Annotated in this window: 12 protein-coding genes and 3 tRNA genes; 10 read left to right on the forward strand and 5 right to left on the reverse strand. The window is 62.1% G+C overall.

Annotated features, from left to right (window positions below; all coding sequences use genetic code 11):
- Window positions 1–40: 40 nt before the first annotated feature.
- Window positions 41–113 (reverse strand) — tRNA-Glu (locus HMPREF2565_RS04045).
- A gap of 635 nt (window positions 114–748) precedes the next feature.
- Between HMPREF2565_RS04045 and HMPREF2565_RS04050 the strand changes: the two genes are divergently transcribed.
- Both HMPREF2565_RS04050 and HMPREF2565_RS04055 read left to right on the forward strand, forming a co-directional pair.
- Window positions 749–1,153 carry a hypothetical protein gene (locus tag HMPREF2565_RS04050; protein WP_070821519.1) on the forward strand — a complete coding sequence of 135 codons (405 nt, stop codon included), beginning with the start codon at window positions 749–751 and terminating at the stop codon, window positions 1,151–1,153.
- The gene (locus HMPREF2565_RS04055; RefSeq protein WP_070516547.1) at window positions 1,146–1,475 is read left to right on the forward strand and encodes a transcriptional regulator; all 330 of its coding nucleotides are present in this window, start codon (window positions 1,146–1,148) and stop codon (window positions 1,473–1,475) included. The genes HMPREF2565_RS04050 and HMPREF2565_RS04055 overlap by 8 nt, the downstream gene beginning before the upstream one ends.
- On the opposite strand, the gene HMPREF2565_RS04060 is transcribed toward HMPREF2565_RS04055, so the two are convergent.
- The 4 genes from HMPREF2565_RS04060 to gltX form a co-directional block, all read right to left on the reverse strand.
- Window positions 1,470–2,033, reverse strand: a complete 564-nt coding sequence (locus tag HMPREF2565_RS04060; RefSeq protein ID WP_071406904.1) for an RBBP9/YdeN family alpha/beta hydrolase — start codon at window positions 2,031–2,033, stop codon at window positions 1,470–1,472. The genes HMPREF2565_RS04055 and HMPREF2565_RS04060 overlap by 6 nt on opposite strands.
- Window positions 2,034–2,090: 57 nt before the next feature.
- Window positions 2,091–2,166: transfer RNA gene (locus HMPREF2565_RS04065), tRNA-Glu, on the reverse strand.
- Window positions 2,167–2,222: 56 nt separating this feature from the next.
- A tRNA-Gln gene (locus HMPREF2565_RS04070) sits at window positions 2,223–2,294 on the reverse strand.
- A 174-nt stretch (window positions 2,295–2,468) separates the two neighbouring features.
- Entirely contained in the window at window positions 2,469–3,968 is a 1,500-nt protein-coding gene (gltX, locus tag HMPREF2565_RS04075; protein ID WP_070681151.1) for a glutamate--tRNA ligase, read from the reverse strand.
- A gap of 161 nt (window positions 3,969–4,129) precedes the next feature.
- On the opposite strand from gltX, the gene HMPREF2565_RS04080 reads away from it, so the two are divergent.
- Genes HMPREF2565_RS04080 through HMPREF2565_RS04115 form a run of 8 tightly spaced genes read left to right on the forward strand, consistent with a single transcriptional unit; the run spans window position 4,130 to window position 14,059 of the window.
- Entirely contained in the window at window positions 4,130–6,484 is a 2,355-nt protein-coding gene (locus HMPREF2565_RS04080; RefSeq protein WP_071406905.1) for a choice-of-anchor M domain-containing protein, read from the forward strand.
- A 12-nt stretch (window positions 6,485–6,496) separates the two neighbouring features.
- Complete coding sequence (locus HMPREF2565_RS04085) at window positions 6,497–7,576, forward strand: choice-of-anchor M domain-containing protein (protein ID WP_071406906.1); 1,080 nt, start codon at window positions 6,497–6,499, stop codon at window positions 7,574–7,576.
- Window positions 7,576–9,075, forward strand: coding sequence for an anchored repeat ABC transporter, substrate-binding protein (locus HMPREF2565_RS04090; protein WP_049156520.1), 1,500 nt, complete (start codon window positions 7,576–7,578; stop codon window positions 9,073–9,075). The genes HMPREF2565_RS04085 and HMPREF2565_RS04090 overlap by 1 nt, the downstream gene beginning before the upstream one ends.
- Window positions 9,068–9,961 carry a choice-of-anchor M domain-containing protein gene (locus tag HMPREF2565_RS04095; RefSeq protein ID WP_049156516.1) on the forward strand — a complete coding sequence of 298 codons (894 nt, stop codon included), beginning with the start codon at window positions 9,068–9,070 and terminating at the stop codon, window positions 9,959–9,961. Before HMPREF2565_RS04090 ends, HMPREF2565_RS04095 begins: the two co-directional genes overlap by 8 nt.
- Window positions 9,954–10,682, forward strand: coding sequence for an anchored repeat-type ABC transporter ATP-binding subunit (locus HMPREF2565_RS04100; RefSeq protein ID WP_049156514.1), 729 nt, complete (start codon window positions 9,954–9,956; stop codon window positions 10,680–10,682). The genes HMPREF2565_RS04095 and HMPREF2565_RS04100 overlap by 8 nt, the downstream gene beginning before the upstream one ends.
- On the forward strand, window positions 10,679–11,575 hold the full coding sequence (locus tag HMPREF2565_RS04105) for an anchored repeat-type ABC transporter permease subunit (protein ID WP_049156511.1): 897 nt from the start codon (window positions 10,679–10,681) through the stop codon (window positions 11,573–11,575). Before HMPREF2565_RS04100 ends, HMPREF2565_RS04105 begins: the two co-directional genes overlap by 4 nt.
- The gene (locus HMPREF2565_RS04110; protein ID WP_049156508.1) at window positions 11,572–12,903 is read left to right on the forward strand and encodes a choice-of-anchor M domain-containing protein; all 1,332 of its coding nucleotides are present in this window, start codon (window positions 11,572–11,574) and stop codon (window positions 12,901–12,903) included. The genes HMPREF2565_RS04105 and HMPREF2565_RS04110 overlap by 4 nt, the downstream gene beginning before the upstream one ends.
- Before the next feature lie 52 nt (window positions 12,904–12,955).
- Window positions 12,956–14,059, forward strand: coding sequence for an isochorismate synthase (locus HMPREF2565_RS04115; RefSeq protein WP_049156504.1), 1,104 nt, complete (start codon window positions 12,956–12,958; stop codon window positions 14,057–14,059).
- Window positions 14,060–14,062 lie beyond the last annotated feature (3 nt).

The following is a 14,062-nucleotide window of genomic DNA, read 5'->3' on the forward strand; positions in this document are numbered from 1 at the left end:
CCGCTACGCACCCCGAAACCGGAAGAGCCGCTTTTCGTTGTACCCCGTACGGGATTTGAACCCGTGTTACCGGCGTGAGAGGCCGGCGTCCTAGGCCGCTAGACGAACGGGGCTCGCTTAGCTGTCCGTTGCGGACTTGCTAAACACTATAGGATCCCCAAAAGGTTGCACAAATCGGCACGTAGAAGCACCTTTTACACAGATAAAATCCCGAACCTCGTTGCCGCTTTCGGCTGCGATGGAAACATTGGCTCTCAAGGCCTGGGCGCGGATCGAATCAGTGGTTATTCCGCTGGCGTGCCGTGGGCTGCTGGGGCCGGAGCACTTGTTAGTCATCGCTAGAGGTTCGGGAGGACACGTGCGCTAACAGCATGTGGTGCAAGGCTCCTACTTCGCTCGAGTGTTGGCTTTAAGAAGTTGTGGATTATGGCGATGCCGCCTAGTACTATCTGCTAGAGTCGCGTCGGCGATAGTGATGATTTTCAGCTTCCGCCATCCGCTCTCCTTTCTGTCGGGAATGCGTTGTACCTGCAGTGTATGACCAGAAAAGGCATACCGGTAGGACTTAGACCAATTGAGCACTGGTTCACCCCCTGGTACTCCTGCGGCCGTCCCGGCTACCTCGCCGAAGATGCAAGCCGGTATGGGGTAGAACCAGACCACTCAGATCGTGCGCGCACCCCACCCCTTTACTTGCCGCTATTGCAACCGTTAGACTTGCACTAGATGCAAACAAGGGAGTCAGGTTATGAACGACGAACTCAAAGTTATTGACGAAGTTCAACAGCGCACCGCCTGGAGGCAGAGCTGGTGGGCGGTAGCACTTGTAGCGCTCGGTATCGGCATCAGTCTTGCGCTAACCAAGCTGTCCTGGTCGTACACACTCGCACTCCTCATACCGACGTTCATTCTCGGCTTCCTCCTCAAGGACAAAATCGCGAACCCCTTCGTGCGGCTCGACCCCAACACGGGACCGAGGAACGATCGCGCCACGTGGTCACGCGTACTGCTCCCCGGCGCAATGATTTTCTCCACCACGCCGACGCCTGATACATGGCCATGGATGATCACCAGCGGGGTCATTGTTTCGGCAGCAACGGCTTGGATGCTCTACGAGAACCGCAACGCGGCCATAAAGGGCGCTAATGCCTAGTAAAGCACCCAACCAATCCCCTGAGCTGGACCCAGTTATCCACCCGATTAACCGCCTCAGAATCTGCGCTGCGCTCTACTCCGCCGGCGCCACCGCAGGCCGGCAAATGAGGTACAGCAAGCTCGCCGAGTTCACCGAGCTCCCCGCCGATACGCTGTCCAAACAGCTAAAGTACCTCGAGGATCACGGCCACATTAGCCGCACCCGAGAGTACGGTTCTACCCGCGCGAAGGATGCCGTGTGGGTCGCGCTCACCGAGGCGGGCACACGGGCTTACGTGCAGCACGTGGAGGCGCTCAAAGCGATGACTGAGGGACTATAGACTGTGCAACCACTGCGTGATGCGATCCCCCAGCTGTGGAAACTCGGTATAGCCGTCATCTTCAAGGAAATGTCCCGCGTCGTGGATGGTGATGAGCATGGCCGAGAGGGCGTCGGCAAGCTGCTGAGTAAGGGCGGGGTCTACTAGGACATCGTTGGTAGACACGAAGACCTCTGTGTGAGCGATGTGTGGCTTGACAGCAGGCACGTCGACGCGAGCCTGGCCAATGAACTCGTCAAGCTCTGGGATGACGCGAAGCTTCTCTACAAACCCAGAGACAATGAAGAGCCCAGGAAGCTCCCACTCGCCCTCCAAGGCCGTGAGATAGTGCAGCAGCGCGGTGCCGCCTAGGCTATGCGTGATGATGCCGGTATTAGCGTTTGGACGCTCAATATCGTTGCGTATCGCCTCTACCCACTCATCGAGCTTTGGAGCGTTCGGTTCCGGCAGCGCGATGGTGTGAACGGTGTGGCCATCGGCGGTCAACAGGCGTTTTAGCCACGGGAACCAGTGGCTGTCAGGGCTGGCTTGGTATCCATGAACAATGTAGAAGTGCATGGTTGCCAATCATACGAAGAAAGAGTGGCAAGCTCATTGTGCTTGCCACTCTTTGAGTGGTACCCCGTACGGGATTTGAACCCGTGTTACCGGCGTGAGAGGCCGGCGTCCTAGGCCGCTAGACGAACGGGGCTTAGAACTGTGACGACTTACTGCAAAGTGTCGCTGCACCTTGCGCAGTTGTCACTGCTGGCCTACCAGGACTCGAACCTAGAATGACGGTACCAGAAACCGTTGTGTTGCCAATTACACCATAGGCCATTATCGCTTCGAACTAGCTCAGGGCTTTAACCCCTCGCTGCTCGCTGCAACGGTTTATAACTATATCCAGCACTACCGATACACACAAATCGCCAGGCCAGAAAGCATTTTCGGGGCGTTAGGAGTGACACCTAACGCCCCGAAATTACAGCTCTGTGAGACTGCCCAGGAGGACTACTCAGCGCTCCACGGCGTGAGCGCCTGAGCAGCCTTAAGGCGAGCCAGCGTGGACTCCTTGCCCAGCAGCTCCATGGACTCAAACAGCGGCGGGGAGACCTGCTGGCCCGAGATAGCTACACGCAGGGCACCGTAGGCCTTGCGGGGCTTGAGGCCGAGGTCGTCGATAAGCGCGGCGGAGAGAACCTTCTCAATCTCCTCCGTCTTCCACTCTCCGAGCTCCTCCAGCTTGGCAATGGAAACCTCCAGCGGCTGCACCGCATCCTCCTTGAGGTTCTTCCGGGCCGCCTTCTCATCCAGCTCCAGTTCGGCGTCCGGCGTGGTGAGGAAGGACATGAGGCCATAGGCGTCGGACAGCGTCTTGATGCGGGTTTGCACCAGATCTGCGGCGAAAGCGAACTTCTCCTCCGGATAGTCGGCCGGGAAGTCGGTGTACTCGGTGAGATAGTCGCGCAGGCGCTGCGCAAAGTCTGCCGGCTCCAGCAAGCGAATGTGATCCGCGTTGATGGCCTCGAGCTTCTTCTGATCGAAGCGAGCCGGGTTCCCCAACACGTCGTGGACGTCGAAGTTGGCGATGAGCTCGTCGACTGAGAAGATGTCCTGGTCCGCAGACAGGGACCAGCCCAACAGCGACAGGTAGTTGAGCATTCCCTCCGGGATGATGCCGTTGTCACGGTGATTGAACAGGTTGGACTGCGGGTCACGCTTGGACAGCTTCTTGTTCCCCTCACCCATCACGAAGGGCAGGTGGCCAAACTCAGGCGTCTTCTTGGCAATGCCGAGCTCCACGAGCGCCTCGTAGAGGGCGAGCTGGCGCGGCGTGGAAGACAGGAGGTCCTCTCCGCGCAAAACGTGGGTAACTCCCATAAGCGCATCGTCGACCGGGTTAACCAGGGTGTAGAGCGGCGCACCGTTCGAGCGCGCCACGACGTAGTCCGGCTGGGTCTCCGACTTGAAGGTCATCTCACCGCGCACCAGGTCGGTCCAGGACCAATCCTTGTCCGGCATGCGCAGGCGCCAGACCGGCTTGCGGCCCTCCGCCTCGAAAGCGTCGATCTGCTCCTGGGTGAGGTCGCGGTCGAAGTTGTCGTAGCCCAGCTGCGGGTCGCGGCCGGCTGCCTTGTGGCGCTCCTGCACCTCTTCGTTGGTGGAGTAGGCCGGATAGACGTAGCCGCCATCCTTCAGCTTCTGCAGGACGTCGGCGTAGATGTCCATGCGCTGCGACTGGCGGTAAGGCTCGTCCGGGCCGCCGACGTTGACTCCTTCATCCCAGCCGAGGCCAAGCCAGTTCAGGGAGTCGATGATGGCCTGGTAGGACTCCTCGGAGTCACGGGCAGCATCGGTGTCCTCGATGCGGAAGATCAGCGTACCGCCAGTGTGGCGGGCATAAGCCCAGTTGAACAGAGCCGTGCGGACCATGCCCACGTGGGGCGTGCCGGTGGGTGAAGGGCAAAAACGGACGCGGACGTCGGATGTTTTTTCAGTCATGCCCACCATCGTAGTTCAGCGCCGCATCGCCGCACCGCCCGCCCCACTTGGGGGTAGTTGAACTCCGTTTCCACTAAGGCTGAGCAGCACCTTTTCCTCACACTTAACGGTACTGGTTTCCATTACCTATAGTGAATTCTCGTTCAAGAACTGAAGAAAGGTCTCCCATCGTGGTTCGTACCCGCTACGCGGCTCTGCTTACGTGCGCCGCACTCCTCGCCTCTCCCGCCACCGCCGTTGCCGGCCCCGACGACGGCAAGCACGTGGCCACCCAAACGCACATCGACTCCCCCAAGGCGTTTTGGGAGGGTAATTCTCTCACCCTCAAGAGCCATTCCGCAGAAAGCAACCACGACCTTGCCGACACGGTCACCTGGGTGGGCAAAGGCTGGGACCAGAACGGAAGCAACCAATACCAGTTCACAGTCCCCGAGGACCCGGCACTTTCCTTCCTCGGAAAGGCTGGCACGACCTACTACATGGCACCTGCCCGCGTACAGGGCAGCCTGGACCCGGTATGGATGGGCTTCGGTGCGGACACCGAGCTGCCTGTCGATGACTTCCGCGACAACATCGCTTCTCTCGACCTCTTAAGCGTCGATGGCCCCGGCGAGGTAGAGATGTTTGGCTACTACCCCGGCCCCGGCGGCCTGCAGCGCTTCTTCGGAACCACCGAGGGTGCCCCGCATTCTGCCTGGCTGACGAGCGGCACGCACACCCACAACTACACCGTCTTCACCAAGCCTGGGCGCTACCAGCTGACCTACCGCACCACCGCGCGCGACAAGGACGGCAAGCTCATCGCTTCCGCACCGACCACCACCTCCATCCAGGTGGGCGGTCAGCGTCCGGCCGCCGATCCAACACCGTCACTCAAGGAGCGGTTCGACAAGGCCACCGCGGGAGATGCCAGCGCACAGAACTACCGGTTGACCATCGCTCCGAAAAAGTCCGGAGACAAGGATGGGGATGAGCGCCTCTCCTCCATCGAATTCACCGGCGGCAGCAACGGCACGCTCACGCTGCTGATCGACGGCTACTTCCTCACCGATCTGCCCGTGAAAGACGGTCAAGCACACTTCGATGAGTTCCTTGGCCCAGAGTCCTCCATGATCCAGGCTGTCTACACCCCGGAGGACGGCAGCCCGCGCTGGATCTCCGAGGAGCTCGCCTACTCAGAGAACGCCGAGCTTTCCACCACCTCGAAGAAGTCTGCGGAGTCCTGGGCAGAGACCACCAACCCCCGCCAGCTCTCCTCCGATCAAGAGGTTTCGGTATCTAACCCGGAGCTGTCCGCGCGGGCCATTCCGGAGGGCGAGGACGCAACACGCATCATCGTTGAGGCCGCCGATAAGAAGCTCGAAGGCTACGTCCATGGTGGCTTCTTCAGCAAGGGCAGCGAGCTTCCCGACGTGGAATTCGACGGGGTCATCAGCAACGGCCGCGCGGAGTTTGTGGTCGGCGCAGACGCAAGCTTCAACGGCAATACCGTGCGCCTGGATATCCTCCCGCACCCGAGCATCAAGCAAGATTCCGGAAGCATCACGCTCACCGAGAACTTCTCCTTTGGGCAGAAATACGAGGGCCGCGGCGCACTCGGCACAACCTCCAAGGCCCCTTCCACCAGCCCGGACAACAACACCAAGCCAGAGGCAGGAAAGTACACCGGTACGTGCGTTGACAAGGCGGTGCTCGACCATGGCCACGTCGATATCGCTGTCACTCGTGACGGCGATAAGTTCCGCACCCGCCTCAAGGATGAGACGGCCATCGTAGACAAGAAGACTGTCGAGCGCCCGCTTGATGACGTTGTCCTCGCCATCCACAACAACGCCCTGCGCCCCCGCCCGGAGGCGCTCAAGGGCAAAGACTTCGACTACCTGGGCGAGGATAAGTTCTTCCTGCTCCCCCAAACCCAAGAGCAGAGCATCATCTGGCCGGGTTATAACACCCAGGCGCTTGACTACCAGGACTACAAAGACGGCACGGTCACCCTCAACATCAAGCCCGTTGAGATGCCCGACGGCGCACAGGTGGGCCTATTCACCACCGAAGGGTTGGGCAAGGGCTTTACTCCCTTGATCAACTCCGCCGAAGGTGACTACTCCATTGAGACCACCTTCGCCTCCCACACCCACACCAACTGGGCGTTTACGAAGCCGGGCATGTACAAGCTCGAGGTCAGCTACTCGGCTACCACTACAGACGGAAAAGAGATCACCTCTGAACCGCAGACGCTCACCGTGGCCGCCGGCGACGCCGCGATCAAGGACTGCGTGAGCGCGAAGGACGGTAACGAGGGCGGAAACAAGGGCGAGGGCAACGACAAGCCCGGCAGCACCAAGCCGAACGACAACAAATCCAGCGGCGAGAAGGACATGAAGTCCTCTATGCCCAAACTCGAGGGTTTGTGGGGCCTCGTGCTTCCCGTTGTCTTGGCCATCGTGTTCCAAGGTTTCCTCAACTTCTACAACAACCACCGCGGCCAGATTGAGTCTCGCCTCAACGGCCTGCTTCATCGCTAGAAAGGACACCGCGTGCACCGCACCACAGAGCTGCACAGAGTCACTGCTGCCCTCTGCGCCATCGCCGTGGCGCTGGCAGTCGTCTTCACAGGCCACCCGGCCACGGCCCGCGCCGATGGCGAGGTTTTCGACACCGGGCACGTTGATGCCTTCTATGTCTCCGCACCCGGCGGAGAGCTCACCTTGTCAATGAAGGAAGACATCACCGGCAGCGGTGTCGTCCGCCCGGGCAACGATGTCACCCTCAAAGTCGCCGAGGAGGCCTGGAGCGAGGCCACCGAGGGCATCGATGGGATTGGCGTACCGACGTATTACCTCCCCCAGACCCAGGACAGTTCGCTGCTCTGGCCGGGATGGGATACGCAGTCTGCGCAATCGGCTGGCTACACCGACATCAACTTCGAGTTCGTTGAGGTCACCGGCCCCGGTGATATCTTCGTCTTCGAAACGGCAGGCTTCGGAGATATCCAGCCTGTCACCGACGCCGGCGCGCTGGACCTGGTGTCCGGGGATGTCATCAACCAGGCCTACCCGGCACACCGACACGTCAACTGGGCTTTTAGCGAGCCCGGTATCTACACCATGACGGTGCAGGCAGAATCCAACGGGGACACGAGTAACCAGGTCACCTATACCTGGGACGTCGGTGACGCAGAAGCCACGCCTCGGGAGGAAGAAACGGTTACGGACCACGGTGCTGAGAGCTCTGCTGAGCCCGACGACGCCGCCCTGGGCGGGGCCTCTTCCGACGAACCTGCTTCTTCTAACTCGGGCTCACGCTCTGGGGGCGGAAGCTCCGGAGGCGCTACCCGCGGTGCGGCGTCGGCTGCGGGAACCAAGGCCGCAGAACAACAGGCACAGGACAAGAATCGAAAAGACCGCACAGAGCGAAAGGAAAGGAAGGAGCGCAAGCCTGCCCGCGTAGCCGACAAAACCACGCCAGCCGCGGAGAACGTGGACACGGTCGCTGCCGCCGGCTATTACGACAGCGGGCAAAACCTACTGCCGTGGGGCATCGGGATCTTGGGCCTTGGCATGCTCGTGCTTGGCTTGGCGCTAGCACGTCTCGCACTCATTAAGGGCCGCGACTAATGCCGCACGGAGTACGCACCCGGACGCACCCCATCGCGCTACTCTCGGCGGTGCTTATTGGCGCGTCCACGCTCAGTGGTTGCGCGAGCACCGCCAATGGGGACGATGCGAAGCTCAAGGTGGTGGCGACGACGCCGATTCTGGGGGACGTCGCCAAGCACGTGGCCGGGGACGACGCCGCGGTGACCACGTTGATTCCCGCGGGCAAGGACCCACACACCTTTGAGCCGAGCTTGCGCTCGGTGCGGGATGTCGCCAACGCGGATGTGCTGCTGGCCAATGGGTTTCTCCTCGAGCCGCAGAACCTGCTGAAGACGCTGCGGGAATCATCGGATGTTCCGGTCACCGAGGTAGCGGACCAAGCGTCCACGCGCGGGGCCCGTCTCGTGCCGCTGGTGGAAAACGTTGCCCTCGATGCCGTCTGGCTGGGGTTGCGTGTGCGCAATGCCCAGCCGGGTACAACGAGCGTAACCATGAGCCTGCTCGATGCCGAGGGGCCGGGCGATGTTGCGGCCTACGTCGTATCCACATTTGGCACGCCCGAAGCACTCTTCAACACGGCTGATGGTCTGGATGAACGCGACGATTCCACAACGCTGCCAGCCAACGCCCACACACACGTCTCGTGGGCTTTCACCAAGCCGGGCATATACCGTCTCACTTTTGGTGCAACGGATAGCTCACCGCAGGAATTCACGGTGGCCGTGGGCGTACAGCCACCTGATGGAATGACCGCCCTGGATGCGGGCCACGTAGATATCACCGCGGACCTGTCCACGGGCGAGCTCGACTTAGAGGATCAAGGCGAAGGTTTCGACCCGCGCACCACGGCGTTGAGCATTCCCAACTCCACCCTGCAGCAGATACCACCGGACCCGGCCTACCGCTTCCTGGGGCGCCCGGGTGACGAGACCTACCTGCTGCCTCAGGCAGTCCTGGGCAAGCACATCCACGGCGAGGTTGACCCGCACCTGTGGCACAACGCGGCCAACGGCATCAGCTATGCCGAGGTCATCGCCGAACAACTGGCCTTGGCGGATCCTTCCCACGGCGCGGAGTATCGGGAGCGCGCTCAGATCTACATCGAGCAGTTGCACGACGCGGACGCGGAGGTGCGGCGGCTCATCGAAGACATCCCGGAGCGCAACCGGCACTTGGTCACACCTCATCACGGCTATGCCTACCTAGAACAAGGTTATGGTCTTGACATTGCGGGATTCGTCACTCCCAACCCGGCCATCGAGCCGTCACCGCGGGACGTCATCGCCCTGCGCCGGACGCTGGAGAATCTCCAACTTCCCGCGGTCTTCGTCGAACCTACCCAACAGGCCAGCGCCGATGTCATCCGTGAGGCTGCCGAATCCCTAGGGATCGCGGTGTGCCCCATCTACGGCGACACTCTCGATGACACCGTCCCCACGTATCTCGACCTCCTGCGATTCAACGCACACTCACTCAACCGCTGCTTAGGCAGCACCACGAAGGAAACTCATGTCTAATCGCACCATCCACACACTAGGCACGTCCCTGGCGGCAACGCTGACCGCTGCGGCGCTGGCTTTCGCCCCGGTGACTGCTTCGGCCGGTGATCTGGCCCAGGTTGTGAGCGCCGATGAAGAGGTAGCCGCACCTGGGACAGAGGCCACCATCGACCACGGTCACGTGGACCTCGGGCTGCTGCTTGTCGACGGGCAGGCCCAGTTCCTCGCCCGCGACGATTCGGCAGCCACGCCGGTATGGCGTGATCCTGCTGACGTGGTCTTCGACGTCGGCGACAATGCCCAACTCACCCTTCCGGAGGACAAAGCCTTTTCCTTTGTCGGCGCCGAGCCCGGATCGCAGGTGTGGGTCGTTCCCCAAACAGAGCAAGCCGACGTGCCGTGGCTGGGCTGGAATACCCAGGCGCCCTCGCTAACGGACAACGTTGACCGCGGCCTCACCATGGAGTTCTTAGGCCACCAGGGGCCGGGCGAGTTCTCCCTCTTCCTGCAGAATGGCGGCTTCGAAGAACCGCAGCTGCTGTGGTCCACCGCGACTGGGGCCACGGACGGTTTCTGGGTGGACCTGGGCACGCATACGCACGCTAACTGGGTATTTAGCGAGCCCGGCATCCACCAGGTTCGGGTGCGCATGAGCGGGCAAGGCGCGGGCGAGAGCGCCGGGAGCGATGTCGCTGCCGAGGCCACGTTAACCTTTGCTGTCGGTACAGGCACCGACGTCGCGCAGGCACACGCCGCGCAGTGGGATCCGAGCGCTGAGTCCTCTGATGCCTCGGCGGGCGCCGCGGTGCCGGTGTGGGTCTGGGCACTCGCCGGTGCGGGCCTACTCGTCCTCGTCGGGGCTGTGTTCGCAGTGCTACGCGCGAAAGGCGGGCGCCGTGGCTAATCCCTTCATCTCAATCAACGACCTGGCAGTGTCGCTTTCTGGCCGCCAGGTCATCGACGGCGCATGTTTCGACGTCGACCCCGGCGAGTTTATTGGGCTTCTCGGACCGAACGGGGCCGGTAAGACCACGCTGATGCGCGCCGTTCTGGGGCTGGTCCCCTTCACCGGCACCATCGACGTCACCACCTCGTTGGGATACGTCCCGCAGCGCCACGACGTGGAGTGGGACTTCCCCATCAGCGTGGCCAAGGCGGTGCTCAGCGGGCGCACGGGAATGGTGGGCTGGTTCCGGCGGCCGGGCCGGGCTGACAAGGAGGCTGCCCGCCGCGCCATCGAGTTGACCAACTTAGAAGAGTTCGCACAGCGCCCCATCGCGCAGCTGTCCGGCGGCCAACGCCAGCGCGTCCTCATCGCCCGCGCTCTGGCCTGCGAGCCTGAGGTGCTGCTTCTCGACGAGCCCTTTACCGGCCTCGACGCTCCCAACACCGAGGAGCTACTCACTCTTTTCCAGAAACTCACCGACCAGGGAAGCAGCGTGGTCATGTCCACGCACAACCTCTCCGAGGCCGCGCATTCGTGTTCGCGCCTCGTGCTCTTTAACCGGGGGATCGTCGCGGACGGACCCGCGGAGGCCCTGCGCCTGACCCCGCAGCCGTGGAGCGAGACCTTCGGAGTATCGGCCTCTTCACCGCTGCTCTCTGCGATTGGGGTGGCGGCATGATCGACATTTCGCTTGTTGAGTTCTTCCAGGACCTGGCCAACCCGCACCTGGACTTTTTGGCCCGCGCGGTCGGCATCTCCATCCTCGCGGCGATCGTGTGCGGGGTGGTGGGGTGCTACGTCGTGCTGCGCGGCATGGCCTTTATCGGCGATGCCGTCTCCCACGCAGTGTTCCCGGGGCTGGCTATCGCTTTCGTGCTCCAGGGCTCAGTGCTGCTCGGCGGCGCCGTGGCGGGCTGCACCGTCGCCGTGCTCATCGCATGCTTCTCCCAGCGCCGCACGGTCCGCGAGGACTCGGTCATCGGTATCTTCTTCGCCGCATCCTTTGCGCTTGGCATGGTCATTATCTCCCGAGTGGAGGGCTATACGGCCTCGCTCACGAGCTTCCTCTTCGGATCGCTGACGGGTGTCTCCCGTGCAGATCTCTACACCGCGTTCACCGTCACGGTGCTCATCGTTGGGGCCGTGGTCTTGCTCGGCCCCCAGCTCACCGCCACGTGCTTGGACAAAGAGACCGCCCGCGCGATGGGACTGCCCGTCTTTGCTCTAGACATCGTGCTCTACCTCTGCGTGACCGGCGCGGTGGTCATCTCTGTGGGCACCATCGGCAACGTCCTCGTGCTCGCCCTACTCATTACCCCGGCGGCCACGGCGCGGCTGCTCTGTGACTCGCTGGGGTCGATGATGATCGCCTCCGCGGCCATCGGTTCGCTCGGCAGCTTCTTCGGCATCTATCTGGCGTGGGCCATCGATCTTCCCGCTGGGGCGACCATCGTACTGCTGCTTACTGCTTGCTTCCTCGCGGCGTGGGCGCTGTCCCCTCTTCTGCATTCTCGTCGTGCCACGGCGTCCTCCCCGCACCCATCTGAATCAAAGGAGTCCCTGTCCGCATGAATATCCGTCCCCTAACCTTGACTGCTGCCGCCGCTATCGCCCTGAGCTCGCCGACGATGATTGCTTCTGCAGCGCCCGCTGTTGCCGCGGAGCGCGCAGGCGAGTCCTCCTGCGATGCCAGCTCCCTGCATGCCTTTAGCCGCGGACACCAAGACCTCGCGCTGGTGGGAGATTCTGGTAACATCTCCTTCATCGCCCGCGACGATGAGTCCGGCAAGGACTACGATTCCGGCGAGTTCTACGTGGAGGTCGGCAGCAATGCCGCCTTCGATGAGTCAGCCGGAAGCGATATCCCGTCGAGTGGTTGGCAGATCCCCCAAACCCAAGACCCGGCAATCCCCTGGCTTGGTTTCAACACCAGCTACCTCGACCCGGCAACGGCCGAGGGCGCTACCCTGTCGCTAACGCTGCACAGCGCACCGGAAGGCGGACGTATGGTGGGATTCCAAAACTCCCTGGGCGCAGCGCCCACCGTCCTCTTTGATTCGGAAGACCCAGACATCACCTGGAACTACCCCGACCACTTCCACAGCCACACCGGGATCATTTTCACCGAGCCAGGCGCCTATGCCGCAACCTTCACGTTTACGCTCAACGGTGGCTCGGAGCATTCCATCGACGTTCCTTTCCTCGTAGGTGAAGCGGAGCCCGACGAGGTGTGTCAACTGGATTGGGGTGCCAGTGCCGGCGCTGGGCAGGGCTCTGGTTCTGGCAGCGCGAAGAACCGCCCGCAGCAGTTGGCCAAGGAGATCAACGACACCTCTAAGTCCATCGCTCAGTTAGACAAGACGATGGATAAAACCTTCAAGGAGGCCGAGGCCGTCCTCAACGGCGCGCAGCCCTCCACGTCCAGAGACGCCAAAGACTCGAAGCAGTCTGAGCGCTCCGCGCGAAGCACCGAAAAGAAGCCGGCTGCAGATGCTTCTGAAAGAAGCCAACGTCCTGAGACGCAGGGCCAGCGCGCCCCACAGAACGGATCATCCCACACTGTGGAACAACAGAGAGATTCCACACATCGGAACACCTCGAACGGGCGCTCTGCTACTCGCGCGAAAGAGTCCGGGAGTACCGCGGCGCCCAAGAAGGAACGAAGCACCAAGCATACCGCCGCGGCGCAGCGCCCCGCCCCAAGCACGGAGGAACAGCAGGCTGGAAGCGCAAACATCCAGGCTATGAGCTATGGCGCACCGATGGCCGGCTTCTGGGCGGGCTTCCTTGCGGGCATGGGTTCCCTTGCGCTTCTCCTCGGTATCGGGCTGTTCATCGCGGTGCAGTTCTTCCGCCCGCGCAACCGCGACTGGTCCCCTAGGGGCGGTCACCCCGCATAAGGAGTGGATCTGGTTTCGGTAAGAAGGAAAGAAGGAACTAGAGTTATTCCTTATGTGTGAAAACAGACCCTCCACCGCCCCCGACTTCCTCCTGTCCCGCGCGACGGGGTCTGTGCGTACCCAAGGTTCGGCTGCGACCTTCAGCGATGTCGATGCCGCCGTAGCCGAGCTGCGTGCCGGCACGGTCCCGATGATCGTCGGAGCGCTTCCCTTCCACAAGGGAGATCCGGCCGCCTTGACAGTCCCGCGCAGCATTATCCGCGAGGACGGCCCGCTCGAGCCACATGCCTATTACCGCAGCGGCACGCTCAACGCGCGGGTTACCGGTTTCGATCCGGAACCGGAGGAACACCTTCGCCGCATTGAAGCAGCCATCGCCACGATCGAGGCGTCGAAGTTGGACAAGGTAGTCCTCGCCCGCGCCGTTGACATTGAGTTCCACGCCCCTGTCGATCCGCTCCTCGTCGCCGCACGGCTGATCGACCTATCCTCCCATCGCGATGGTTTCATCGCCGACCTCACCCCGGCGGGGCGACCCGGAGCGATGCTCGTGGGCTCTTCCCCGGAGGTGCTCATCAAGAAGCAGGGTTCAACAGTCACGGCCTTCCCCTTGGCCGGATCCGCGCCCCGGCAGTCGGATAAAGCACGCGACATCATGGCAGGTCAGGACCTGCACAATTCCGAGAAGGATTTGCGCGAGCACGCTTTCGTGGTAGATCACATCCGCCGTATTCTGCAGCCTTTGTGCGAGACCCTCGATGCTCCCACGTCCCCGCAGCTCACCTCCACCAATGAGATGTGGCATCTGGGCACCCCGATTGCGGGAACCCTCAAGGATTCTGACATCACTGCGCTCGAGTTGGCCGAGTTGGTCTACCCCACCCCTGCTATTTGTGGCACCCCCACGGAGGCCGCACAAGCGCTGATCGAAACCGCTGAAACCGATCGCGGCTTCTACGCCGGCGCGGTGGGCTGGTGCGATGATTCCGGCGACGGCGAATACATGGTAGCCATCCGGTGCGCCGAGGTGGCCGGCGATGGCCTCTCCGCCCGCGCGTGGGCAGGCGGAGGAATCGTCGTGGACTCCGACCCGACGGCCGAACTTCAGGAAACCACGGCTAAGCTGCGCACCATCTTGCGCGCGCTCAACCTTTAGAGC

The sequence above is a fragment of the Corynebacterium sp. HMSC072A04 genome, from assembly GCF_001809235.1.
GTDB lineage: Bacteria > Actinomycetota > Actinomycetes > Mycobacteriales > Mycobacteriaceae > Corynebacterium > Corynebacterium hiratae.

Bases quoted from the DNA above. Each gene is read 5' to 3' on its own strand.
- HMPREF2565_RS04115 (WP_049156504.1), top strand. From the start codon at position 12,956: ATGTGTGAAAACAGACCCTCCACCGCCCCCGACTTCCTCCTGTCCCGC.
- HMPREF2565_RS04050 (WP_070821519.1), top strand. From the start codon at position 749: ATGAACGACGAACTCAAAGTTATTGACGAAGTTCAACAGCGCACCGCC.
- HMPREF2565_RS04055 (WP_070516547.1), top strand. From the start codon at position 1,146: ATGCCTAGTAAAGCACCCAACCAATCCCCTGAGCTGGACCCAGTTATC.
- HMPREF2565_RS04105 (WP_049156511.1), top strand. From the start codon at position 10,679: ATGATCGACATTTCGCTTGTTGAGTTCTTCCAGGACCTGGCCAACCCG.
- HMPREF2565_RS04110 (WP_049156508.1), top strand. From the start codon at position 11,572: ATGAATATCCGTCCCCTAACCTTGACTGCTGCCGCCGCTATCGCCCTG.
- gltX (WP_070681151.1), bottom strand. From the start codon at position 3,968: ATGGTGGGCATGACTGAAAAAACATCCGACGTCCGCGTCCGTTTTTGC.
- HMPREF2565_RS04095 (WP_049156516.1), top strand. From the start codon at position 9,068: ATGTCTAATCGCACCATCCACACACTAGGCACGTCCCTGGCGGCAACG.
- HMPREF2565_RS04090 (WP_049156520.1), top strand. From the start codon at position 7,576: ATGCCGCACGGAGTACGCACCCGGACGCACCCCATCGCGCTACTCTCG.
- HMPREF2565_RS04060 (WP_071406904.1), bottom strand. From the start codon at position 2,033: ATGCACTTCTACATTGTTCATGGATACCAAGCCAGCCCTGACAGCCAC.